This is a genomic window from Streptomyces sp. NBC_01498 (assembly GCF_036327775.1).
In the GTDB taxonomy this organism is placed as follows: Bacteria; Actinomycetota; Actinomycetes; order Streptomycetales; family Streptomycetaceae; genus Streptomyces.
In genome coordinates, this window is sequence record NZ_CP109598.1 from 5,769,080 (window position 1) to 5,791,441 (window position 22,362).

Annotated in this window: 21 protein-coding genes; 17 read left to right on the top strand and 4 right to left on the bottom strand. The window is 72.5% G+C overall.

Features of this window, described 5'->3' with window-relative positions; genetic code table 11:
* Positions 1-112: 112 nt before the first annotated feature.
* The 16 genes from OG875_RS24565 (at position 113) to OG875_RS24640 (ending at position 12,907) form a co-directional block, all read left to right on the top strand.
* A complete protein-coding gene (locus tag OG875_RS24565) occupies positions 113-925 on the top strand; it encodes a helix-turn-helix transcriptional regulator (RefSeq protein ID WP_330176392.1) in 813 nt (270 codons plus the stop codon).
* On the top strand, positions 922-2,343 hold the full coding sequence (gene sufB / locus OG875_RS24570; protein ID WP_330176393.1) for a Fe-S cluster assembly protein SufB: 1,422 nt from the start codon (positions 922-924) through the stop codon (positions 2,341-2,343). The genes OG875_RS24565 and sufB overlap by 4 nt, the downstream gene beginning before the upstream one ends.
* 75 nt (positions 2,344-2,418) lie before the next feature.
* Entirely contained in the window at positions 2,419-3,597 is a 1,179-nt protein-coding gene (gene sufD, locus OG875_RS24575) for a Fe-S cluster assembly protein SufD (RefSeq protein WP_330176394.1), read from the top strand.
* On the top strand, positions 3,597-3,914 hold the full coding sequence (locus OG875_RS24580; RefSeq protein ID WP_330176395.1) for a non-heme iron oxygenase ferredoxin subunit: 318 nt from the start codon (positions 3,597-3,599) through the stop codon (positions 3,912-3,914). Before sufD ends, OG875_RS24580 begins: the two co-directional genes overlap by 1 nt.
* A gap of 7 nt (positions 3,915-3,921) precedes the next feature.
* Complete coding sequence (gene sufC / locus OG875_RS24585) at positions 3,922-4,686, top strand: Fe-S cluster assembly ATPase SufC (RefSeq protein ID WP_330176396.1); 765 nt, start codon at positions 3,922-3,924, stop codon at positions 4,684-4,686.
* Positions 4,687-4,774: 88 nt separating this feature from the next.
* A complete protein-coding gene (locus tag OG875_RS24590; RefSeq protein WP_330176397.1) occupies positions 4,775-6,049 on the top strand; it encodes a cysteine desulfurase in 1,275 nt (424 codons plus the stop codon).
* Positions 6,050-6,060: 11 nt separating this feature from the next.
* On the top strand, positions 6,061-6,525 hold the full coding sequence (gene sufU / locus OG875_RS24595) for a Fe-S cluster assembly sulfur transfer protein SufU (protein ID WP_330176398.1): 465 nt from the start codon (positions 6,061-6,063) through the stop codon (positions 6,523-6,525).
* Positions 6,522-6,860 (top strand): metal-sulfur cluster assembly factor, encoded by a 339-nt coding sequence (locus tag OG875_RS24600; protein WP_330176399.1) that lies wholly within the window; start codon positions 6,522-6,524, stop codon positions 6,858-6,860. The genes sufU and OG875_RS24600 overlap by 4 nt, the downstream gene beginning before the upstream one ends.
* A gap of 377 nt (positions 6,861-7,237) precedes the next feature.
* Entirely contained in the window at positions 7,238-7,564 is a 327-nt protein-coding gene (locus OG875_RS24605) for a DMT family transporter (RefSeq protein ID WP_330176400.1), read from the top strand.
* Positions 7,564-8,133, top strand: coding sequence for a TetR/AcrR family transcriptional regulator (locus OG875_RS24610; protein WP_330176401.1), 570 nt, complete (start codon positions 7,564-7,566; stop codon positions 8,131-8,133). The genes OG875_RS24605 and OG875_RS24610 overlap by 1 nt, the downstream gene beginning before the upstream one ends.
* A 23-nt stretch (positions 8,134-8,156) precedes the next feature.
* Positions 8,157-8,561: a hypothetical protein gene (locus OG875_RS24615; protein ID WP_330176402.1), complete on the top strand. Its 405-nt coding sequence runs from the start codon at positions 8,157-8,159 to the stop codon at positions 8,559-8,561.
* Positions 8,562-8,676: 115 nt separating this feature from the next.
* Entirely contained in the window at positions 8,677-9,279 is a 603-nt protein-coding gene (locus OG875_RS24620; protein WP_330176403.1) for an RNA polymerase sigma factor, read from the top strand.
* Complete coding sequence (locus OG875_RS24625) at positions 9,272-10,390, top strand: CU044_5270 family protein (RefSeq protein WP_330176404.1); 1,119 nt, start codon at positions 9,272-9,274, stop codon at positions 10,388-10,390. Before OG875_RS24620 ends, OG875_RS24625 begins: the two co-directional genes overlap by 8 nt.
* Before the next feature lie 174 nt (positions 10,391-10,564).
* Positions 10,565-11,554 carry a 2,3,4,5-tetrahydropyridine-2,6-dicarboxylate N-succinyltransferase gene (dapD, locus tag OG875_RS24630; protein ID WP_330176405.1) on the top strand — a complete coding sequence of 330 codons (990 nt, stop codon included), beginning with the start codon at positions 10,565-10,567 and terminating at the stop codon, positions 11,552-11,554.
* Between the two features lie 41 nt (positions 11,555-11,595).
* Positions 11,596-12,279: a DUF4232 domain-containing protein gene (locus OG875_RS24635; RefSeq protein ID WP_330176406.1), complete on the top strand. Its 684-nt coding sequence runs from the start codon at positions 11,596-11,598 to the stop codon at positions 12,277-12,279.
* Positions 12,280-12,292: 13 nt separating this feature from the next.
* Entirely contained in the window at positions 12,293-12,907 is a 615-nt protein-coding gene (locus OG875_RS24640) for an SMI1/KNR4 family protein (RefSeq protein ID WP_330176407.1), read from the top strand.
* Between the two features lie 106 nt (positions 12,908-13,013).
* Here OG875_RS24640 and OG875_RS24645 read toward each other — a convergent pair whose 3' ends face one another.
* Positions 13,014-14,840: an endonuclease/exonuclease/phosphatase family protein gene (locus OG875_RS24645; RefSeq protein ID WP_330176408.1), complete on the bottom strand. Its 1,827-nt coding sequence runs from the start codon at positions 14,838-14,840 to the stop codon at positions 13,014-13,016.
* Positions 14,841-15,038: 198 nt separating this feature from the next.
* Here OG875_RS24645 and OG875_RS24650 point away from each other — a divergent pair, with 198 nt between their 5' ends.
* Positions 15,039-16,556 carry a hypothetical protein gene (locus OG875_RS24650; protein ID WP_330176409.1) on the top strand — a complete coding sequence of 506 codons (1,518 nt, stop codon included), beginning with the start codon at positions 15,039-15,041 and terminating at the stop codon, positions 16,554-16,556.
* Between the two features lie 187 nt (positions 16,557-16,743).
* Here the strand turns inward: OG875_RS24650 and OG875_RS24655 are convergent, their stop codons facing one another.
* The 3 genes from OG875_RS24655 to OG875_RS24665 form a co-directional block, all read right to left on the bottom strand.
* Positions 16,744-17,508, bottom strand: a complete 765-nt coding sequence (locus OG875_RS24655; RefSeq protein ID WP_330176410.1) for an SDR family NAD(P)-dependent oxidoreductase — start codon at positions 17,506-17,508, stop codon at positions 16,744-16,746.
* 71 nt (positions 17,509-17,579) lie between these two features.
* Entirely contained in the window at positions 17,580-19,949 is a 2,370-nt protein-coding gene (locus OG875_RS24660) for a protein kinase domain-containing protein (protein WP_330176411.1), read from the bottom strand.
* On the bottom strand, positions 19,946-22,351 hold the full coding sequence (locus OG875_RS24665; protein WP_330176412.1) for a protein kinase domain-containing protein: 2,406 nt from the start codon (positions 22,349-22,351) through the stop codon (positions 19,946-19,948). The genes OG875_RS24660 and OG875_RS24665 overlap by 4 nt, the downstream gene beginning before the upstream one ends.
* Between the last annotated feature and the right edge of the window lie 11 nt (positions 22,352-22,362).

Below are 22,362 nucleotides of genomic sequence, written 5' to 3' on the forward strand. Positions count from 1 at the left end.
GCGCGAACCCCGGGCCGCCCGGCTGATTAGGTAACCCTAAGTGACGTAGCGCACCGCGCGTCGCCACGGACGGCTGTTGTCACTCGCGAAGGAATTACGCAACAATGGCGTTGTGAAATACGCTGGCGAGCCTCACCAGGAGGACCTCGCGACCGGTGAGCGCTCCACGCGCAACCGGGTCGCGCGCTCCATCCTGGATCACGGCCCGTCCACCGTCTCCGACCTGGCCGGGCGGCTGGGCCTCACCCAGGCCGCCGTCCGCCGCCATCTCGACGCGCTCGTCGCCGACACCGTCGTGGAGCCCCGTGACCAGCGAGTCTACGGCTCACGCGGACGCGGCAGGCCCGCCAAGGTGTTCGCCCTCACCGACTGCGGCAGGGACGCCTTCGACCAGTCCTACGACCAGCTCGCCGCCGACGCCCTCGACTGGATCGCCCGCGCCGCCGGCGGCGGCCCCGAAGGTGACGCCGCGGTCACCGCCTTCGCGCGCGACCGGATCGCCACCCAGGCGGAGCCGTACCGGGAAGCGGTCGCCGCCGCGCCCCCCGAGAGGCGTACGGAGGCACTCGCCAGGGCGCTGAGCGCGGACGGGTACGCTGCTACGGCTCGCGGCGCGCCGAGCCGGCAGGGCGAGCAGCTCTGCCAGCACCACTGCCCCGTGGCCCATGTGGCCGAGAAGTATCCGCAGTTGTGCGAGGCGGAGACGGAGTTCTTCTCCGAGCTGCTCGGCACCCATGTGCAACGGCTGGCGACCATCGCCCACGGCGACGGGGTGTGCACGACGTTCATCCCCCACGGCGCGGGCCACGGCGCTCCACCGGGTGCCACGGCGCGGGACGGCACCCCGGGCACCGGGGGACCGCGTATCAGCCAGCAGACCGATCACCACGCATCCGAAAGCACGGCCGGGAGGAACCCCGCATGACGCTCCCCACGGAGACCGCCCACCCTGAGCTCGAAGGACTGGGCAAGTACGAGTACGGCTGGGCCGACTCCGACACGGCCGGAGCCGCCGCCAAGCGCGGTCTCTCCGAAGAGGTCGTCCGGGACATCTCGGCCAAGAAGAGCGAGCCGGAGTGGATGCTGAAGCTCCGTCTCAAGGGCCTGAAGCTGTTCGGCAAGAAGCCGATGCCGAGCTGGGGCTCCGACCTGTCGGGCATCCACTTCGACAACATCAAGTACTTCGTCCGGTCGACGGAGAAGCAGGCGGAGTCCTGGGAGGACCTGCCCGAGGACATCAAGAACACGTACGACAAGCTCGGTATCCCGGAGGCGGAGAAGCAGCGCCTGGTCGCCGGTGTCGCCGCGCAGTACGAGTCGGAGGTCGTCTACCACCAGATCCGTGAGGACCTGGAGGAGCAGGGCGTCATCTTCAAGGACACCGACACCGCGCTCAAGGAGCACCCCGAGCTGTTCCAGGAGTACTTCGGCACGGTCATCCCGGTCGGCGACAACAAGTTCGCGTCGCTGAACTCGGCCGTGTGGTCCGGCGGTTCCTTCATCTACGTGCCGAAGGGTGTGCACGTCGAGATCCCGCTCCAGGCGTACTTCCGTATCAACACGGAGAACATGGGCCAGTTCGAGCGGACACTGATCATCGTCGACGAGGACGCCTACGTCCACTACGTCGAGGGCTGCACGGCGCCGATCTACTCCTCGGACTCGCTGCACAGCGCCGTCGTCGAGATCATCGTCAAGAAGGGTGGCCGCTGCCGTTACACGACCATCCAGAACTGGTCGAACAACGTCTACAACCTGGTCACCAAGCGCGCCGTGGCCTACGAGGGCGCGACCATGGAGTGGGTCGACGGCAACATCGGCTCCAAGGTCACCATGAAGTACCCGGCGGTCTACCTGATGGGCGAGCACGCCAAGGGCGAGACGCTGTCCATCGCCTTCGCGGGCGAGGGCCAGCACCAGGACGCCGGCGCCAAGATGGTCCACATGGCTCCGAACACCTCCTCGAACATCGTCTCCAAGTCGGTGGCGCGGGGCGGCGGCCGTACGTCCTACCGAGGTCTCATCGAGATCGGTGAGGGCGCCGCCGGATCCAAGTCCAACGTGCTCTGCGACGCGCTGCTGGTCGACACCATCTCGCGCTCCGACACCTACCCGTACGTGGACGTCCGCGAGGACGACGTGTCGATGGGCCACGAGGCGACGGTCTCCAAGGTCTCCGAGGACCAGCTCTTCTACCTGATGAGCCGCGGCATGACCGAGTTCGAGGCCATGGCGATGATCGTGCGCGGCTTCGTGGAGCCGATCGCCAAGGAACTGCCCATGGAGTACGCCCTGGAGCTCAACCGGCTGATCGAGCTCCAGATGGAAGGCTCCGTCGGCTGACCCTGCCCCCGGCGGCAGGTTCTCCGCAGCAGCGACCGATTTCCCCAGAGGCAGAGAGAGAGCACGACGACAGCCATGGCTGAGGCTCAGAACATTCCGGTGGGTTCCACCACCGCCGGTTCGATCGCGGTGGCCGCCGAGTCGACCGTCGCCACGCGCGTGAGCGCGCCGCCGTCCTACGACGTCGCGGACTTCCCCGTCCCGCACGGCCGCGAGGAGGAGTGGCGCTTCACACCGCTGGAGCGGCTGCGCGGTCTCCAGGACGGTACGGCCGTCGCCGACGGTCTCATCCGTACGGAGGTGTTCACGCCCGAGGGCGTCACCCAGGAGACCGTCGGGCGCGACGACCCGCGCGTGGGCAGGGCCGGTACGCCGGTCGACCGGGTGGCCGCCCAGGCGTACACCTCGTTCGAGAAGGCGTCCGTCGTCTCCGTGCCCAAGGAGACCGTGCTCACCGAGCCGATCCGGATCACCGTGCACGGCCAGGGCGGCACCGCCTTCGTGCACCAGGTGATCGAGCTGGGCGCCTTCGCCGAGGCGGTCGTGGTCATCGACCACACCGGTGACGCGGTGGTCGCCGCCAACGTCGACTTCCTCGTCGGCGACGGCGCCAAGCTCACCGTCGTGTCCGTACAGGACTGGGACGCCAAGGCCGTCCATGTCTCCCAGCACAACGCGCTGGTCGGCCGGGACGCCTCGTTCAAGTCGATCGTGGTGACCTTCGGCGGCGACGTCGTACGGCTCCACCCGCGCGTGCGGTACGCGGGCCCCGGCGGCGCGGCCGAGCTGTTCGGCCTGTACTTCACCGACAAGGGCCAGCACCAGGAGCACCGTCTCCTGGTCGACCACGACGCCCCGCACTGCACGTCCAACGCCGTCTACAAGGGCGCGCTCCAGGGCGACGACGCGCACGCCGTCTGGATCGGCGACGTGATCATCCGCGCCGTCGCGGAGGGCACCGACACCTACGAGATGAACCGGAACCTGGTCCTCACGGACGGCGCCCGGGTCGACTCCGTACCCAACCTGGAGATCGAGACCGGCGAGATCGCCGGCGCCGGTCACGCCTCGGCCACCGGCCGGTTCGACGACGAGCAGCTGTTCTACCTGATGTCGCGCGGGATCCCGCAGATCGAGGCGCGCCGCCTCGTCATCCGCGGCTTCTTCGCCGAACTGGTCCAGCAGATCGGACTGCCCGACGTCGAGGAACGCCTGATCGCCAAGATCGAGGCGGAGCTGGAGGCGTCGATCTGATGGCCTTCGTCCGAGTCTGCGGACTGAGCGAGCTGGAGGACGACACCCCTAAGCGGGTGGAGCTCGACGGCACACCGGTCTCGGTCGTCCGTTCCGGGGGAGAGGTGTTCGCGATCAACGACATCTGCTCGCACGCGAACGTCTCCCTCTCGGAGGGCGAGGTCGAGGACTGCTCCATCGAATGCTGGCTGCACGGCTCCACCTTCGACCTCCGGACCGGAAAGCCGAACGGCCTGCCCGCGACGCGACCCGTCCCCGTATACCCCGTACAGATCCAAGGGGACGATGTGCTCGTCTCCGTCACCCAGGAGTCCTGAGTCACCCATGGCAACCCTCGAAATCACCGACCTGCACGTCTCCGTCGCCGCGGAGGGCGGTGCCCGCGAGATCCTCAAGGGCGTCGACCTGACCGTCAAGCAGGGCGAGACCCACGCCATCATGGGCCCCAACGGCTCCGGCAAGTCGACCCTCGCGTACTCCATCGCGGGCCACCCCAAGTACACGATCACCGGTGGCACCGTGACGCTGGACGGCGAGGACGTCCTGGAGATGACCGTCGACGAGCGCGCCCGCGCCGGCCTCTTCCTCGCGATGCAGTACCCCGTCGAGGTCCCCGGCGTCTCCGTCTCCAACTTCCTGCGCACCTCCGCCACCGCCATGCGCGGCGAGGCACCCAAGCTGCGTACCTGGGTGAAGGAGGTCAAGGGCGCGATGGAACAGCTCCAGATGGACCCGGCCTTCGCCGAGCGCAACGTCAACGAGGGCTTCTCCGGCGGCGAGAAGAAGCGCCACGAGATCCTTCAGCTCGAACTGCTCCGGCCCAAGGTCGCGATCCTCGACGAGACGGACTCCGGTCTGGACGTCGACGCGCTGCGCGTCGTCTCCGAGGGCGTCAACCGCGTCCGCGAGAGCGGCGAGGTCGGCACGCTCCTCATCACGCACTACACGCGCATCCTGCGCTACATCAAGCCCGACTTCGTGCACGTCTTCGCCCAGGGCCGGATCGCCGAGTCCGGCGGCGCCGAGCTCGCCGACAAGCTGGAGAACGAGGGCTACGAGGCGTACGTGAAGGGCGGCGTGTCCCAGTGAGCGACGCACGCGAGGCCACCGGCCCGCGGCCGTCCCGCGACTCGCGGACGCGCCTCGCGGGCGGACAAGCGAACGAAAGGGCAGGCACGTGACACAGCCGTCGAGCCTCCTCACCGGGTCGGGCCGATTCCTCGACGAGGCGGTCCGCAAGGACTTCCCGCTGCTGGACCGCCTGGTCCACGACGGGAAGAAGATCGTTTACCTGGACAACGCGGCGACGTCCCAGAAGCCGCGCCAGGTCCTCGACGCCCTCAGCGAGTACTACGAGCAGCACAACGCCAACGTGCACCGCGGCGTCCATGTGCTCGCCGAGGAGGCCACGGCGCTGTACGAGGGCGCGCGGGACAAGGTGGCCGCCTTCATCAACGCGCCCAGCCGCGACGAGGTGATCTTCACCAAGAACGCCTCCGAGTCGCTGAACCTCGTGGCGAACATGCTGGGCTGGGCCGACGAGCCCTACCGGGTGGACCACGAGACCGAGATCGTCATCACGGAGATGGAGCACCACTCCAACATCGTTCCGTGGCAGCTGCTCTCGCAGCGCACCGGGGCGAAGCTGAAGTGGTTCGGTCTCACCGACGACGGCCGCCTCGACCTGTCGAACATCGACGAGATCATCACCGAGAAGACGAAGATCGTCTCCTTCGTGCTGATCTCGAACATCCTGGGCACGGTCAACCCGGTCGAGACGATCGTCCGGCGCGCCCAGGAGGTCGGCGCGCTCGTGCTGATCGACGCCTCGCAGGCGGCGCCGCACGTGGCCGTCGACGTCCAGGCGCTCCAGGCCGACTTCGTGGCCTTCACCGGCCACAAGATGTGCGGACCGACCGGGATCGGCGTCCTGTGGGGCCGCCAGGAACTCCTGGAGGACCTTCCGCCGTTCCTCGGCGGCGGCGAGATGATCGAGACCGTGTCGATGAGCTCGTCCACGTACGCCCCGGCGCCGCACAAGTTCGAGGCGGGCACGCCCCCGATCGCCCAGGCCGTCGGCCTCGGCGCGGCCGTGGACTATCTCACCGCGATCGGCATGGACAAGATCGCGGCGCACGAGCACGCCCTCACCGAGTACGCGGTGAAACGGCTGCTCGACGTCCCCGACCTGCGGATCATCGGCCCGTCCTCGGCCGAGGAGCGCGGCGCCACGATCTCCTTCACACTCGGAGACATCCACCCGCACGACGTGGGCCAGGTACTGGACGAGCAGGGCATCGCCGTCCGGGTCGGACACCACTGCGCGCGTCCGGTCTGCCTGCGGTACGGAATTCCCGCGACCACGCGGGCGTCGTTCTATCTGTACTCCACGCGGTCCGAGGTCGACGCCCTGGTCGACGGGCTGGAGCACGTCCGTAATTTCTTCGGATGAGGGATTGACCGGTGAAGCTGGATTCCATGTACCAGGACGTCATCCTGGATCACTACAAGCACCCCCACGGACGCGGTCTGCGGGACGGCGACGCCGAGGTGCACCACGTCAATCCGACGTGCGGCGACGAGATCACGCTGCGGGTGAAGTACGACGGCACCCGGATCGAGGACGTGTCGTACGAGGGCCAGGGCTGCTCCATCAGCCAGGCCAGCGCGTCCGTGCTCAACGACCTGCTGGTCGGCAAGGACCTCGCCGACGCGCAGAAGATCCAGGGCACCTTCCTGGAGCTGATGCAGTCCAAGGGCCGGATCGAGCCCGACGACGCGATGGAGGAGGTGCTGGAGGACGCCGTGGCGTTCGCCGGCGTCTCGAAATATCCCGCCCGTGTGAAGTGCGCGCTGCTGAGCTGGATGGCGTGGAAGGACGCGACGGCCCAGGCACTGGGCGACACCGCGCAGAAGGAGACGGCATGAGCGAGAACGAGACCGTGACGATGAAGCCCGCCTCCGAGGAGGAGGTCCGCGAGGCGCTGTACGACGTCGTGGACCCCGAGCTGGGGATCGACGTCGTCAATCTGGGCCTGATCTACGGCGTCCACATCGACGAGTCCAACGTCGCCACCCTCGACATGACACTGACGTCGGCGGCCTGTCCGCTGACCGACGTGATCGAGGACCAGGCGAAGTCGGCGACCGAGGGACTGGTCAGCGAGCTGAAGATCAACTGGGTCTGGATGCCCCCGTGGGGCCCCGACAAGATCACGGACGACGGCCGCGAGCAGCTGCGCGCGCTGGGCTTCAACGTCTGAGCTAGTCGCTGCCCGGCCCGGCTGCCCGGCCCGGCTGCCCGGCCCGGCTGTCCGGCCCGGCTGCCCGGGCTGGTCGCCCGACCGCGTGACGAAGGCGTGGTGCGTCCCCTGGCGGGGGCGTGCCACGCCTTCGCGTATGCCGGCCCCGGTGCCGTCCCGTCGCGCCGCCGGCGCCTTCGCGTTTCGCGCGACGCCGGACACCGTTCGCGCCGTGGTGCACCGGTCAGGACGTCGGCCGCGGGGAACCCGCGGCCTGCGGGTGCCGGGCCCACGGACAGGGCTCCCGGGGATGCGGGGGCGCGGGAACGTGGCCGCTCGGGCAGATGGACGGGGGCCTTTATGTACGCGCGTACGCAGCCGTGCGTACCCTCGTACGCATGGGACTGGGATACGCACTGCTCGCCGTGGCGATCGCGGCGGAGGTGGCCGGGACGACGGCCATGAAGTACAGCGAGGGGTTCACCCGGCTCTGGCCGTCGCTGGGGGCCGTGGGCGGGTACCTGGTGGCGTTCGTGCTGCTCGCGCAGACGTTGAAAACCCTTTCCGTCGGCACCGCGTACGCGATCTGGGCGGGCGTCGGTACCGCCGCCGTCGCGGCCATCGGGATGGTCTTCCTCAGTGAGGCGGCCACCCCCGCCAAGCTCGCCGGTATCGCCCTGGTCATCGCCGGGGTCGTCCTGCTCAACGTGGGCGGGGCCCACTGATGGCCCGGCGGTACGACCCCGGGCGGCGGCAGCGGATCATCGACGCGGCGCTCCGGGTGGTCGGGCGAGCGGGGATCGCCGGGCTGAGTCACCGGACCGTCGCCGCCGAGGCCGATGTGCCGCTCGGCTCCACGACGTACCACTTCGCGTCCCTGGACGAGCTGTTGGTCGCCGCGCTGCGACAGGCCAACGAGGGCTTCGCCGCCGCCGTCACCGGGAGCGCCGTCCGCACCGACCCGGAGTGCGACCTCGCGGCCGAGCTGGCCCGGCTCACCGGGCAGTGGCTGGCGGCGGACCGGGCGGGCGTCGAGCTGGAGTACGAGCTGTATCTCGCCGCCCTGCGCCGTCCCGCCCTGCGGCCGGTGGCCGCCGAGTGGTGCGACGAGGTCGTACGGGCCCTGGCCGGCCGGGTCGACGCCGGTACGGCCCGCGCGCTGGCCGCCGTACTCGACGGGGTCTGCCTCCATGTCCTGCTCACCGGGCGGGAGTACGACGCCGGGCACACGGCCGAGACGCTGCGCCGGGTTCTCGCCGGGGCGTCCCCGGGCGGCGCCCTTGGCGTCACGTGAGCTGTTGCCGGTAACTTGACGGGATGAGCGTTCCGCCCGACATGCCCGACCCCGCTTCGACCGACCCCGCTTCGACCGAACCCGGCGCGCCCGAACTCGTCGTGACCGGACCGGAGTCCACGCGCGCGACCGGCGTTGTGCCGGGCCCCGCGACCGGACCTTCGACCGCCGCTGCTTCGGCCGTTCCTTCCGCCGCGCCGGAGCCCACCGCGAAGCCCGCGACGGAGCACGCGGTGGCCATCGGGCCGGAGATCACCTACGCCGAGTGCCGGCAGTGCGGCACGCTCATCGCCGGGCTCGACGGCCGCTACAGCTGTGGCGTCTGCGGCTGGGTGAACCACCACTCCGAGGGACACCGCACCCTGCCCCGCGCCGAGGACGACACCGACCGCGCGCCGGGCCACATCGACGGCAACCGGCTCGGCTGAACCGGCGCGGGCGCCCCGCCCGCCGGCACGCGCGTCGCGTGAACCCGTCACGGCACATCGGGAAACAGGCAGTGGAAGCACGACCACACCTGGACATGCCGCAGACGGAGGGCCTGTGACCGGAATACCCCCGGACGGCGACGACGCAGCCGTCATCAGCCAATCCCAGGAGCGCCCCGAGATATTCGCGCTCCTCTACGACCGGTACGCCCCCGACATCCACCGCTACGCCGCCCGCCGGCTCGGCGACGGCGCGGCCGACGACATCACCGCCGAAACCTTCCTGACGGCCTTCCGCCTCCGTGCCCGGTACGACACCACGCGGGAGAACGCCCGGCCCTGGCTGTACGGCATCGCGGCCAATCTGATCGGCAAGCAACGCCGCGCGGAGGTACGGGGCTTGCGCGCACTCGCGCGTACCGGTCGCGACCCCGTGGCCGAGTCCTGGGTCGAGCACGCCGACAGCCGGGTCACCGCCGAGGCCGCGCAGGCCGCGCTCGCCGGGGCCGTCGCCGGTCTGTCCGGCGGGGACCGGCACGTCCTGCTGCTGGTCGCCTGGGCGGACTTCAGCTATCAGGAAGTCGCCGACGCGCTCTCCCTGCCGATCGGCACGGTCCGCTCCCGGCTCAACAGGGCCCGGCGCAAGGTACGTACGGCGCTGGGCGGCGACGACCCCACCCGAGTGACAGACGTTGCGGAGGCGACGAGCCATGGATGAGACGACGATCGTCGGCGAACTGCGCGCCGATGCACCGCTTCCCGACCGCGCCAGGCTGGCACCGGGCCGGCAACGGCTGCTCGACTCGGCGCGGTCGGGCGGCGGCCGGGTCCGCGGGCTGCGCTCCGACTGGCGTACGGCGGCGGCCGGCGCCGTGGTCGCGATCACGGTGGCCGCTGTGACGACCACCCTGCTGGTGGGGGGCGACGGGCACGACCGGGCGCCCGTGTCGCTGGTGGGCGGAGCGGGGAAGGTCGGCAGCGCGAGGGACGTCCTGCTGGACGCCGCCGCGATGGTGGAGGACGACCCGGTGCCGAGGCCCGGCGCCGAGCAGTGGATCTACACCCGCGAGAGCACCTACAACGCGTCTATGAGCGGGAGCAGCGGCATCATGATCCCGCTCGATCCCGGCCAGGAGCCCCCGCCGGGGGCGACGCCCACGCACATGCCCGGTGTGGGGAGGAGCGTTTTCCTGACCGGCCCCGGGCCGCACGAGGTCGAGGAGTGGACGCCCTTCGCCGACCCGGCGGCGGAGAAGGGAAAGAAGGACGACGACTACTCCGCCCGTGAGATCTTCGCCTTCCTCGCCGATCTGCCCGACGACCCGGAGAAGGTGCTCGACAAGGTCCTGGCGTTCTACCCGACCGGCCCCGCGAGCGCGGAGACGCCCGAGGAGCACGCGTTCCGGGCACTCGGACTGCTGACCACCGAGCAGCCGATCGTCCATCCCGAGGGGCTGGCGAAGGTCTACCGCGCGATGGCCGGGGTCCCCGGCTTGAAGGCGGGCCGGGTCACCGACACGGCGGGCCGGGAGACGGTCGCCATCGGCCGGAAGGAGTCCGGAGGCGCCGGCAAGGACGCCGACATCCGGATGTATCTGCTGGATCCGGCGACGGGTCTGCCGGTCGGTGAGCTGTGGACGGCGGGCAAGGACAGCCCCACTCCCGGCGAGGGAGGCAGCGAGGGAGGCAGCGAGGGGGACAGCGAGGGGAAGGGCGCCGGGGGACGGCCCTTGCCCGGCAAGGGCCCCGGATGGAAGAAGGGCGACGTCTACATGGCGAACCTGGTGCTGGAGTCGGCTCTGGTCGCCGAGGAACACGAGCGACCCTGAGTCCACGACGGCCGTCGAGTTCGCGCGAGCGCCTCTGCCGCGACGGCCGTTGAGCCGCCGGGGGCGCACCACGAGGGCGCCGTCGGAGCGCGGGGCCCCTCGGACCGTGGGAGCGGCCGCCCGTACGCCGAGACCGGTTGGCCTCGGCGTACGGGTGCCCGTTAGGTTTCGCTCATGACCGACACGACTGCTATTCGCACCACCGGCGCCGTCGCCGCCGGGCTCGCCACCCTCACCGCGGACGGCACCGTCCTCGACACCTGGTACCCCGCCCCCGCCCTGGCCGACGAGCCGGGCCCGGCCGGCACCGAGCGGCTGGACGCCGGCCGCGCCGCCGAACTGCTCGGAGACGCCGCAGGCAAGGCCACCGGCCCCGACACCCGGCGCGGCGTCGAGGTCGTAGCCGTCCGTACGGTCATCGCCTCGCTGGACGACAAGCCGCTCGACGCCCACGACGCCTACCTGCGGCTGCACCTGCTCAGCCACCGGCTGGTCAAGCCGCACGGCCAGAACCTCGACGGACTCTTCGGCCTCCTCACCAACGTCGCCTGGACCTCGCTGGGCCCGGTCGCCGTCGACGCGCTGGAGACGGTACGGCTCAACGCCCGCGCGGAGGGGCTGCACCTCCAGGTCACCTCGGTCGACAAGTTCCCGCGCATGACGGACTACGTCGCCCCCAAGGGCGTCCGCATCGGCGACGCCGACCGGGTCCGGCTCGGCGCGCACCTCGCCGAGGGCACCACCGTGATGCACGAGGGCTTCGTCAACTTCAACGCGGGCACCCTCGGCACCTCCATGGTCGAGGGCCGGATCTCGGCCGGGGTCGTCGTCGGCGACGGCTCCGACATCGGCGGCGGCGCCTCCACCATGGGCACCCTGTCCGGCGGCGGCACGGAGCGCATCGTGATCGGCGAGCGCTGCCTCATCGGCGCCGAGGCGGGCGTGGGCATCGCGCTCGGCGACGAGTGCGTGGTGGAGGCCGGGCTCTATGTCACGGCCGGTACGCGCGTGACCCTGCCGGACGGGGAGATCGTCAAGGCGCGCGGGCTGTCCGGCGCGTCGAACATCCTCTTCCGCCGCAACTCGGTGACCGGTGCGGTCGAGGCGCGTCCGAACAACGCGGTCTGGGGCGGACTGAACGACGTCCTGCACAGCCACAACTGACGGCACGTCAGCACGCCGACGGGGGACGGGACGGGGATGCGATGACGGGGCGACACGGCCGTGCCGCGCGGCTGGCCGGGGCGCTGGTCCTGCTGCTGACGGCGGCGGGATGCGCACACCTGAGGACGGAGATCGAGGCGGAGATCGAGGCAGAGGCCGAGGCGGGACGGACGGCTGGCGCGGCTCGCCCCGCCCCGCCCGCTCCGGGCACGTCGTCGCCCCCGCCCCGGCCCGTGTCCCCCGGCCCGCTCCCGTCCCCGCCACCGCCGACCCCGACCAGGCCGCCCGGCTGTCCGCCGGGCGGCCTCGCTCTCGCGATCATCGGCGAGGACTCCGCGATGGGCCACCGGGTGGCCACGCTCCAGCTCCGGAACTGCGGCGACCGGCCCTTCTCCGTCAAGGGCCACCCGGGCGTCGAACTCCTCGACACCGGGCGTCAACCGGTCGATGTCACCATCAGCCACAAGAATGACTACAGCTTCACCGGCAGACGCGACGACCGCCCCCGGCGGCTGACACTCGCACCCGACGGGACGGCCGCCGCCGTGGTGCACTGGAACAACCGCGTCACGTCGTTCGACGGAGCCCCCACCCCGGGCGCCCACATCCGCGTCACGCCCGCCCCCGGCGAGGCCCCGATCTCCCTGCCCCTCGCCGTCGACCTCGGTACGGACGGCACCCTGGACGTCACCTCCTGGGCGGCCGGCCCTGTCGGCGGTCGATGATCCGATGGAACGCATGAGCACCGGACACACGGACATCGAAGGCGCGGCTCACCGACACGCAGCGGCTCACGGACACGCGGACGCCGAACGTACGGCTGCCGGACACACCGACGCCGAACGCGCGGACCCCGCCGACCTCGACACGCTGCGCGCCGCCTTCCGGCCCGAGCTGCGCCGGCCCCCGCTGGGCTGGGCGGCCGTGCACGCGTACGAGCACGAGCAGGGCGTCGTACTGCCGGAGCCGTACCGCACGCTGGTCGCCGAGATATGCGACGGCAGCGACGAGGGCCCGGCCGACATCGACGGGCTGATCCCGCTGCGGCGGCTGCCCGCGGACTGGGGGGCCGACGACGGACAGCGCGCCGTCGGCAGGGAGTTCCCCCTCACCGAGGCGTGGCTGTGGGAGGACGACCCCCGGCCGTACGAGGAACTGGAGCCGCTGATCGACCAGGTCGGCAACGACGGCAGCGTCGTGCTGGGCACCGACGGCTGCGGGCTCTACTGGCATCTGGTCGTCACCGGCCCGCAGCGTGGCCGGATATGGGCGGTCGGCGATGTGGGAGCCGCGCCCTTCGAGGGCGACGCGGGGTTCGCCGACTGGGTGGCGCACTGGGCCGAAAGGCGCTGACCTCACCCGGACCCGACGACGGAGCGAGGGCCCGGCCGCATGTGGGGTGCGGCCGGGCCCTCGCGGTTTCAGGCGCGGAGGACGGTTCGGGCTGAGCCCGGAACGGTCACGGACGGAAGCGCAGGACCTGCGGGTCGTGGTCGCTGTTCTGGTCCGCGAACTCGGCGTTGATGTGCACGCTGTCGTACTCGAAGTCGTCGATCGACGGGCTGGTCAGGATCTGGTCGAGAACCTGGCTGTTGCCCTGGTAGACGTACGAGTAACGCTCCGGCGCCGGAAGGGACTTGATCGCCGGGTACAGCGCGCCGCCCGCCGTGAGGTTCTGCGTGGTGGTGGAGAACTCGAAGTCGTTGATGTCACCGACCACCAGGACCCGGGCGCCCGACTGGATCTTGAGCAGGTCCTTCACGAAGGTGTTGACGGCCTTCGCCTGGAGGTGGCGCTGCGCCTCGGAGACCCGGTTCGGCGGCTGGTGGTGCGAGACGATGCTCTCGTCGCCGCCCTTGGAGCCGAAGTGGTTGGCGATCACGATGACCGGCTCGCCGCGGAAGGTGAACTCACCGGCCAGCGGCTTGCGGCTGTCCGTCCAGGCGGTGTTCGCCGGGTCGATACGCCCCGGGGACAGCGTCAGCGCGGCCTTGCCGGCCGTGCGGACGGCCTGGGTGCCCGTCGTGGCGTCCGCGCCCGGACGGTCGGTGAAGGAGACCCGCTCGGGGTTGAAGAGGAAGACCTGGCGGATGTTGCCGCCGGGCTCGCCGCCGTCGGTCTTGTTCTGGGGGTCGACGGTCCGCGCCTCGTACGCGGGCCCGCCGGCCGCCACGATCGCCGCCGTGAACTTGGCGATCGTCGCGCCGGCGGAGACGGTGCCGTCGTCCGTGGCGCCGTTGTCGTCCTGGATCTCCTCCAGGGCGAGGATGTCGGGCGACGACAGGTTCCCGACGACGGCCGCGGCCAGCGCGTCGAACTTCTCCTGCGGGTCGGACGGGTCGAGGTTCTCGACGTTGTACGTCGCCACGGCCAGCTCGTTGCCGCGCTGCGCGCGGGTCTTCTCGGCCTTGGCGCCGTCGCCGGCGACCGTGAGCGCCGTCCGGGAGGTCAGCGTGTAGCCGCCGTACTGGTTGAAGTCCAGGGGGCCTTCGGCGCCGCTGGAGACCGTGTCGCCGACGTCCGCCTTCGGGAAGGGCACCTCGGCGGTCGGGGCCAGCTGCTGGATCTGGATGCGGCCGGTGTTCTGGGACTCGTAGGAGCCGTAGACCGTGCCGCCGCGGCGGTTGGCGTTCTCGCTGGGCTTGACCGTCACCCACAGCTCCGCGAAGGCGTCGGTGGCGCCGACCACGCGCGAGGAGCCGACGCGGACGTTGACGCCCTCCAGCGACTCGTAGTAGTCCAGCGCGTAGCTCTTGGGCTTCAGCTTGAGGCCGTTGATGCTGTTGCCGGTCGCGGCGGTGCCGTTCGGCGCGTAGGCGGCCGGGACCGACTTCGCGTTGATGGTCACCGGCGCCGGGAGCTTGTTGCCGGAGGAGACGACCGTGATCTTCGGCGACGAGATCTGGGTCAGGGACTGGTTGCCCGAGGTGGCGCCGCCGGGGACGTACTCGGTGACCGTGCCCGACACCTTGATCGAGTCGCCCACGGCGACCGTCGGCACGGAGCTGGTGAAGACGAAGATGCCCTCGCTCGTCGCGGCGTCCTTGTCGGGGTTCGGGTCCTGGAACCAGAAGCCCCGCGAGCCGTAGGTCCGTACACCGGTGACGATGCCGGGCACGTCCACCACGGGGGTGCCGACGAGCGGCGATATCCGGCCACTGCCCTGGATGCCGTGGATCCTGACTTCGGCGGCCGACGCCGACGACGTTCCGGCGATCAGACCGGCGGCCAGAGCGGTGGCGACGACGGCCGAGACTGCGGCCGTTCTCGGTACGGATGAAGGCATTGCGGAACTCCGGAAGTGAGAATGGAAGACGGCGTGAAGCCATGGTTCTACGCGCGTCAATCTCTTGCGTGGGCACCCGTGTTGTCAAGGGCGCCCGGGTGTACACCGGTTGTCGGCCAAATGAACCGGTTGGGATGGGGTGAAATGCGTCTAGGCTTGGGCGCCTTGGACCCCGTACGGCGCTAGGAGAATTACCAGATGTCGGGAGACCGTGCCACTCTGCCGCCGGTGCGGCTGCCCTCGGACGCGGAGCTGGCGCGGGACGCCCTCGCCGTACCGCTGCTCGCCAGGGCGGTGCGGCTGGCCCGCTGGGCGGGACCGGCGACCCGGGTCGGCGCGGGCGGCGAACTGGTGGACGAGCAACTGCCCGAGGCCGCCGAGGTGCTGGGGCTCACCGGGGCCGGAAGCCCCGAACCGACCGAGAGCGACGAGGCACTGGCGGCCCGCGCGTGGGCGGAGGCCGAGGCCGAGGCGAGCGAGGCGTGGCGGGTCGCCGTCGACACCGGGCTGGTCGAGGTCGAGGACCCCGGCGAGGACGACACGGCGGACGACGGCGACGCCGAGGGCACCGTGAGCGCGGGGGCCGCGCTGCGGCTCATCACCTCCGGCAGCCCGCAGGACATCCTCTCCCTCTGGCTGGACGCCCTGGACGTCGTCTTCGCCGACGCGACCGCGCCCGTCCTGGAGGACCTGGCCGGCGCGATCGGCGACGACGGCGAGATCGACCTCGACGCGCTGGACTGGGACCCGGAGGTGGAGGCCGAGTTCCTGGAGGGCGTCCTCGGGAATCTGTATCTGCTCACGGTCGGCGAGGGCGGGACCGATCCGGTGCCCGTACCGCTGCCGGTGCTCGCCGCGTCGATGATCGTGCCCGACGACATGGGCGAGCCCACCGACGACGTCCTGGAACAGGTGTCGGAGGCGATGATGCGGCTGGACGACCAGTTCGCGCTGCTGGAGCCGATCGGGCTCGTCACGTACGTGCCCGTCGACGAGGCCCTGATGGCCGATGACACGGAGAGCGGACCGGGAAGCGACCCGGCGGACGACGACGTGACCCGGTACGGCGTGGTCACGCTGACCCCGCTCGGGCTGCACGGCATCAGGTCCCGGATGCGGGACGCGGGGGTCGAGGCGCCCGCCGTGGGCGACCTGGCCGACAAGGGCGCCGACGCGCTGCTCGACGGTGTCGCGCACTTCCCGGAAGGCGCCGCGCGCGCCGAGACCGAACAGTGGCTGGCCCGCCGCGAACCCGCCGGGGCGGCCCGTGAACTCCTCGCCGCCGCACGGGGAACCGACCCGGGCGGCCCGCTGCGTCGGCTCCACTGCCAGCAGTCCCTCGCGCTCGTCGGCCCCGGCGCGGAGCCCGCGGTGCGCGAGGTCCTGGACGACCGTGAGCTGGGCGGTCTCGCCCGCGTCTGGCTCGCCGAACTGGGCGCCGCCGACGTGCCCCCGCCGCCCGAGTCGATGATCTTCTGGCTGGCGATCGACACGATCGCGGCCCAACTCGACGCCGACGGCGAGCCGGTGGAACTCCAGGAACTGGTGGAGGGACTGGTCGGGCAGCACAGCGGGTTCTTCGAGGCGGCCTGGCGGGTGGACCACCCGGCGACGGCGGACGTGCTGGAGGCGATGGGCCGTCTCCACCAGGACCGCAAATCGGCGAAGGAGGCCCGCAAGGCCGCGTTCAAGGCGAGGTCGCGCGGCGGGAGTTGAGGGCCGGAGCGCGTTCGGCGTACGCGTGACGGGCCGACGGGCGTCGGGCGGTTCGTACGACGGGCCGACGGGCCTCGGGCGGCGGGCACGACGGGCCGGCGGGCGTCGGGGGCGCGGTACGCATGACGGGCCGGCGGGCGGCGAGCGCCGGGCGGTGGGCACGACGCGCCGCCGGGTGGCGGGGAGTTCAGCGCAGGTACGACGCGCCGTTGAGGTCCAGGACCGTTCCCGACGACCACTGGGACTCGGGGGAGGCCAGCCACAGCACCGGCGCCGCGATCTCCTCCGCCGTCGCCACACGGCCGAACGGGCTCTGGGAGCGGATCGTCCCGCCCTCCGGGCCCGTCAGCCGGTCGGCCACCCGTTCCGTCGTGAGGAAGCCCGGCGCGACCGAGGCGACCCCGATGCCGTACGGCGCGAGCGACACGGCCAGGGACTGGCCCAGCGCGTGGACGGCGGCCTTCGTGGCGCCGTACGCGGGATGGTCCGGTTCGCCGCGGAAGGCGCCGCGTGAGCCGATGTTGACGATCCGGCCGGCCACGCCCCGGTCGATCATGGAGTGTGCCGCCCGGTGGCTGAGGAGGGCCGTGCCGAGGAGGTTCACCGAGAGATGGCGCTGCCAGCTCGCCGCCCAGTCCTCGTAGGAGGTGGTGGGCAGCGGGTGGCGTTCGTTCACGGCCGCGTTGTTCACGAGCACGTCGATACCGCCCAGCGCCTCCGCCGCCGCGTCGGCGATCCGGGCCGCTCCCGCCGGGTCCGACAGGTCGCCGCCCACCAGCGTGTGGCCCGTCCCGTCCAGGGAGTCCAGGGTGCGGCGCGCGTCGTCCGCGCGGGTGCCGTAGTGGACGGCGACCCGGTCGCCGTTGGCGGCGAAGGCGCGGGAGACGGCGCGGCCGAGCCCGCGCGAGGCACCGGTGACCAGGATCCGGCGGCCGTTCTGCGGGATGTTCATGAGGTGGGCCCTTCGTAGGAGGACGCGGAGGAGGACGCGGAAGGCGACGGGACAGCGGGGGCGACGCGGCGTCAGCCGTCGACGCCGTTGTACGCCCGTACCGCCGACGTGCCGATCCGGCCGTACCAGCCCGACGCGTCGGCGGCGAGCCCGTCGATGATGCCAGGCAGTGTCCAGGTGCGGAGCGGCCCGCCGTCGGCGAGCCGCAGCGCCGAACAGGTGTCGCCGGACGCCGCGTAGACCGTCGCGCCCACCACGACCGGCGGGACTTTCGCGACCCCCGTCAGCCGCCGTGTCCAGCGCGGTTCCCCGGTCCGGGTGTCCAGGGCCTGGAGGCTGTCCGCCGTCGCCCAGTGCAGCACCAGGGCGCCCGCCGTGACCGGTCCGAGCAGTCCGCCGGGACCGGACGGCCAGCCCGTCTCGACACCGAGCGTGGGGCGCGTCCAGCGCGGTCTGCCGGTGCCCGGGTCGAAACCGCGCAGCGAACCGGCCGTGGCCAGCAGCCCCGTACCGCCCGCCGCGCCGAGGGCCGTGGCGCCCGGCGTCACCGCGTACACCTCCGATGCCACGGCGACCGGCTCACCGCCGCGCGCCCGGATCAGATGCAGCCGGCCGGCGGAGGTGAGCAGCGCGAAGTTGCCCGCGTCCGGCAGCGCGGCGACGGCGAGCGCCTCGTCCCCGCCGCTCCGCACCCCGTCCTTCAGCCCTTCGTACAGCCCTTCGTACGACCACAGGGTCTTCGCCGACCTGGCGTCGACACCGAGCACCCGCCCGCCGAGCGTGGCGGCCAGCAGCATGGTGCGGCCCAGCACCGCCGGGGGCCGCAGGCCGCCCAGCTCCTGGCCCCAACGGCGCTTCCCGGTGCGCAGATCGACGGCCTCCAGCTCGTTCGCGTCCTCGTCGTTCTCGTACGAGGAGACCAGCGCCCCGTCCACGACGGCGGTCCACTCGGGCAGGAGCCCGCGCGTGGGATCGTCCGTGACACGGGACTTTCCCGAGCCGATGTCGACCACGGGCAGCCCGAGATCGGGTGCCACGAGGTTCCCGTCCACCGTGCCCCACCGGTCCGGCGCCCGCGCGGAGGCCGACAGCTGCCAGCGGCGGGAGCCGTCGGAGGTGGCGCAGGCACGGACATGCCCCGTGGTTTCCCCGGTGAGTGAGCTGTGCAGCAGCAGGGTGGAGCCGGAGAGCAGCAGGGCGTCGACGGCTCCCGCGTCCGCCGTGAGACTCCAGCGCAGGGCGCCGGGCTTCGCGGACCCGCCCTTCAGGGTCGGTCCGGCGCTGTCGCCGGTGTTCGCGGGGGTGCCGCCGGGATCTCCCCAGCCGCGTACGACGGAGGCACCGAGCAGTCCGGTCAGGGTGGTGGCTCCGGTCAACAGCACTCCCCGGCGGGCGAGTTCGCGGCGCCGTACGCGGCGCCGCTCGTCACGCCATTCGTCACGACGGGCCCGCTCGGTCCGGGCCCGGTGGGCGTCGGCCCGGTCGGTCCCGGCGTTCGGGCGGGGCGCGTCGCGGGGCGCCGGAGCCACGGTCACCGGCCGCGTGGGGACCACCGCCGTGTGCTCGCGCGGCCGGTCGTCGTCCGCGCCCTCGACCAGCCCCCGCAGCGGCTCCTCGCGCCACCACAACGGCGCGCCGGGATCGGCCGTACGCTCCAGCACCTCGGCCACCGAGGGCCGCCGGCCCGGTTCCTTGCGCAGACAGCCGGCGACCAGCTCCCGTGTCCCGCCGGGCACGGCGGTCAGGTCGGGTTCCTCGTGGACGGCCCGGTAGAGCAGGATCGCCACCGTCCCGTCCCCGAAGGGATTGCGCCCGGTGGCGGCGTACGCGAGGACCGCGCCCAGCGCGAACACGTCGGCCGCCGCCGACACCGGCGCGCTGTCCGTGATCTGTTCGGGCGCGATGAAACCGGGTGTGCCGATGATGTCCCCGGCCTCCGTCATCCCGTGGTCGCCGAGGGCACGGGCGATGCCGAAGTCGATGACGCGCGGACCCCCGGCCGTCAGCAGGACGTTGGACGGTTTGAGGTCGCGGTGCACCAGGCCCGCGCCGTGGATCGCGGTCAGTGCCTCGGCGAGCGCCGCGCCCAGCGACCGTACGGCCGCCTCGCCCAGCGGCCCGGTGGCGGTCACCGCCCGCCGCAGGGTGACGCCCGGCAGATAGGCGGTCGCCAGCCACGGCACGGGGGAGTCGGGGTCGGCGTCGAGCACCGCCGCCGTGTGCGCCCCCGTCACCGCGCGGGCCGCGGCGGCCTCGCGCCGGAACCGCTCGCGGAAGTGCGGATCCGCCGCGAGATGCGCGTGCACGGTCTTCACGGCCACCAGCCGGCCGCCCTCCGTACGGCCCAGATAGACCCGGCCCATGCCGCCCGCGCCGAGCCGGGCCAGCAGCCGTACGGAGCCGAGCGCGGCGGGGTCGCCGGGCAGCAGGGGGCCGGTCATGCCCGGACCTCCGGTGCGGCGAAGGTGGAGAGGACGCCGTCGACCGACACATGGACGAGCCCGGCACCGGCCGTACCCTCCCGGCCGCCGCTCTCGGCGCTCTCCCCGTCCGCGTCTTCGCCCGAGTCCGCCGGGTCCGGGCCGGTGACGACGGCGGTGGCCGGTCCCGTCTCCGCCGCCCACACGAGCGCCCCCGTGGCCGCGTTCCGCGCGTGCACGCCCCACGCCGGGCGCCCGTCGGGCGTCTCCTCGCCCTCGGGCGCCCGGCCCACGCCGTAGACGAGCCCGCCGGAGACCAGCGGCACGCCGTCCTCCGGCGGGCCGACGCCCGTGACGCTCCAGCGGGTGCGGCCGGTCTTCGCGTCCAGGGCGCTCAGCGTGTCGTACGTGCCCGAGTGCACGAGCCCGGCGACGGCCGCCGGGGTGATCGTGACGTCGTCCGCCTCCCCGTCCGGCTCACGGCTCCACAGCGTGCGCCGGGTCGCCAGATCGACCGCGCTCAGCCTGCCGCGTGCCGCGTAGTGGTGGACACCCCGCGAACCGGGATGCGCCTCCGGGCGGCGCGAACCGCCGGGTATCGCGCGTTCCGGCGTGCCGTCGGCGGCGCGCAGCACGGCCAGCGGCTCGCCATTCTCCTCGCCGTCGGCGGAGAACGACGTCCTCGCCGTCGCCACGGCGATCCGCCCGCCCGCCTGGTGCATCCCCACCACACCCGCCTTCCCGCCCTGGTGGAACCAGAGGGCGTCCCCCGTGCGCGCGTCGTAGCCGTAGGCGCGCCAGGTGGCGCCCGGCGCGGTCCGGCGGTGCCAGGCCGTCGCGTACGAGGAGTACGTCACCAGACAGAGCACACCGGCGGCGACCGAGAACGCGCCCTCGGTTCCGTCCCCCATGTCGTCGGAGCCGAATCCGAGCAGCTCCGGCGGGCGGCGGGGGTTGCGCCGCACAGTCTCGGCCGACCACCTCACCGCGCCGTTCGCCGCGTCCAGGGTGGTGACGCTCGCGCCGACGTAGGGGCTGACGCGCAGCACGTGGACCAGTTCCGGTCCGGGCACGGCCTCGGTGATGTCGTCGGTCCGGTGGCTCCAGACGACGGCACCGCTCCGGGCGTCGAGGCGGGTCAGCGCCCCGGTCCCCACCAGATAGAGGGCCCCGCCGTGCCGCAGGGGGCGGGCCCCGCCGGTGTCGCGCGTCCACAGGACCCGGCCGCGCGCGTACGGACCCGGTGAGGCGGAGGCACCGGATTCCGCCCCGTCGGCGTCGCCGTTTCCGGTGAGGGAGGCGAGCCAGGCGACCGTGCCGGCCGCCGCGGCGCCCGCGAGGGCCGCGCCGCCCCAGCGCAGGAAGCGCCGCCGGTCCGCTCCCCGGCCCCCGCTCACGGCCGTGCCGCTTTTCGCACCGGCCACGGCGCGGGTCGTCGTCACGTCCGCCGCGCCGGGCGCCGGTGCCTCGTCCGACTCCTCCGACACGCCCGACTCGTCAGGCACGTCCGGGGTGTTGGACGGGGTGCCGGGCGGGGCTTCCGCGACCAGTGCGGCGATCTCCTCCTCGCGACGCCGGATCAACCCGGTCATCGCCTCCCGTTCCCACCACGGATCGCCGTCCGTCCACCCCGCACATGTGCTCAGCACCTCCGCCACGGTCGGCCGGTCACCGGGCTCCCGGCTGAGACAGGCGCCCAGCAACTCCCGCCAGCCGTATGCCGCGTCCGGTCCGCCGGCCGGCACCCCGCCGAGATCGGGAACGCCGTGCGTGGTCCGGTACAGCACCTGGTGGACCGGGCCGGTACCGAACGGCGGGTGCCCGGTCGCCGCGTACGCGAGGAGCGCGCCGAGCGCGAACACGTCGACGGCCGGACCCGGTTCGCCCGCCCCGGTGAGCAGTTCGGGCGCGATGAACCCGGGCGAGCCGACGATCTCGCCGCTTCCGGTCAGGCTCTCCTCGGCGGCGGCCCGCGCGATCCCGAAGTCGATGACCATCGGCCCGTCGCGTGTCACGACCACGTTCGACGGCTTGAGGTCGCGGTGGACCAGCCCGGCGGCGTGCACGGCCGCGACCGCCTCGGCCAGCGCGGCGCCGAGCGCGGCCAGTTCGCCCGGGGCCGGCGGCCCGAGCGCCGAGACCGCGCCGGTGAGGGTGGGGCCCGTGCAGAACTCGGTGGCCAGCCACGGGCGTACGGCCTCCGGATCGGCGTCCAGCACGGCGGCCGTGAACGGGCCCGCCACCGAGCGCGCGGCCGCGGCCTCCCGCCGGAACCGCTCACGGAACAGCGGGTCCGCCGCCAGGTGCTCCCGCACCGTCTTGACGGCCACCAACCGCCCGGAGGCCGCCCGGCCGAGATGGACCCGGCCCATGCCGCCCTCCCCGAGCAGGGCGACCAGCCGGTACCCACCGACCTGATCCACTGTGCTTCCCC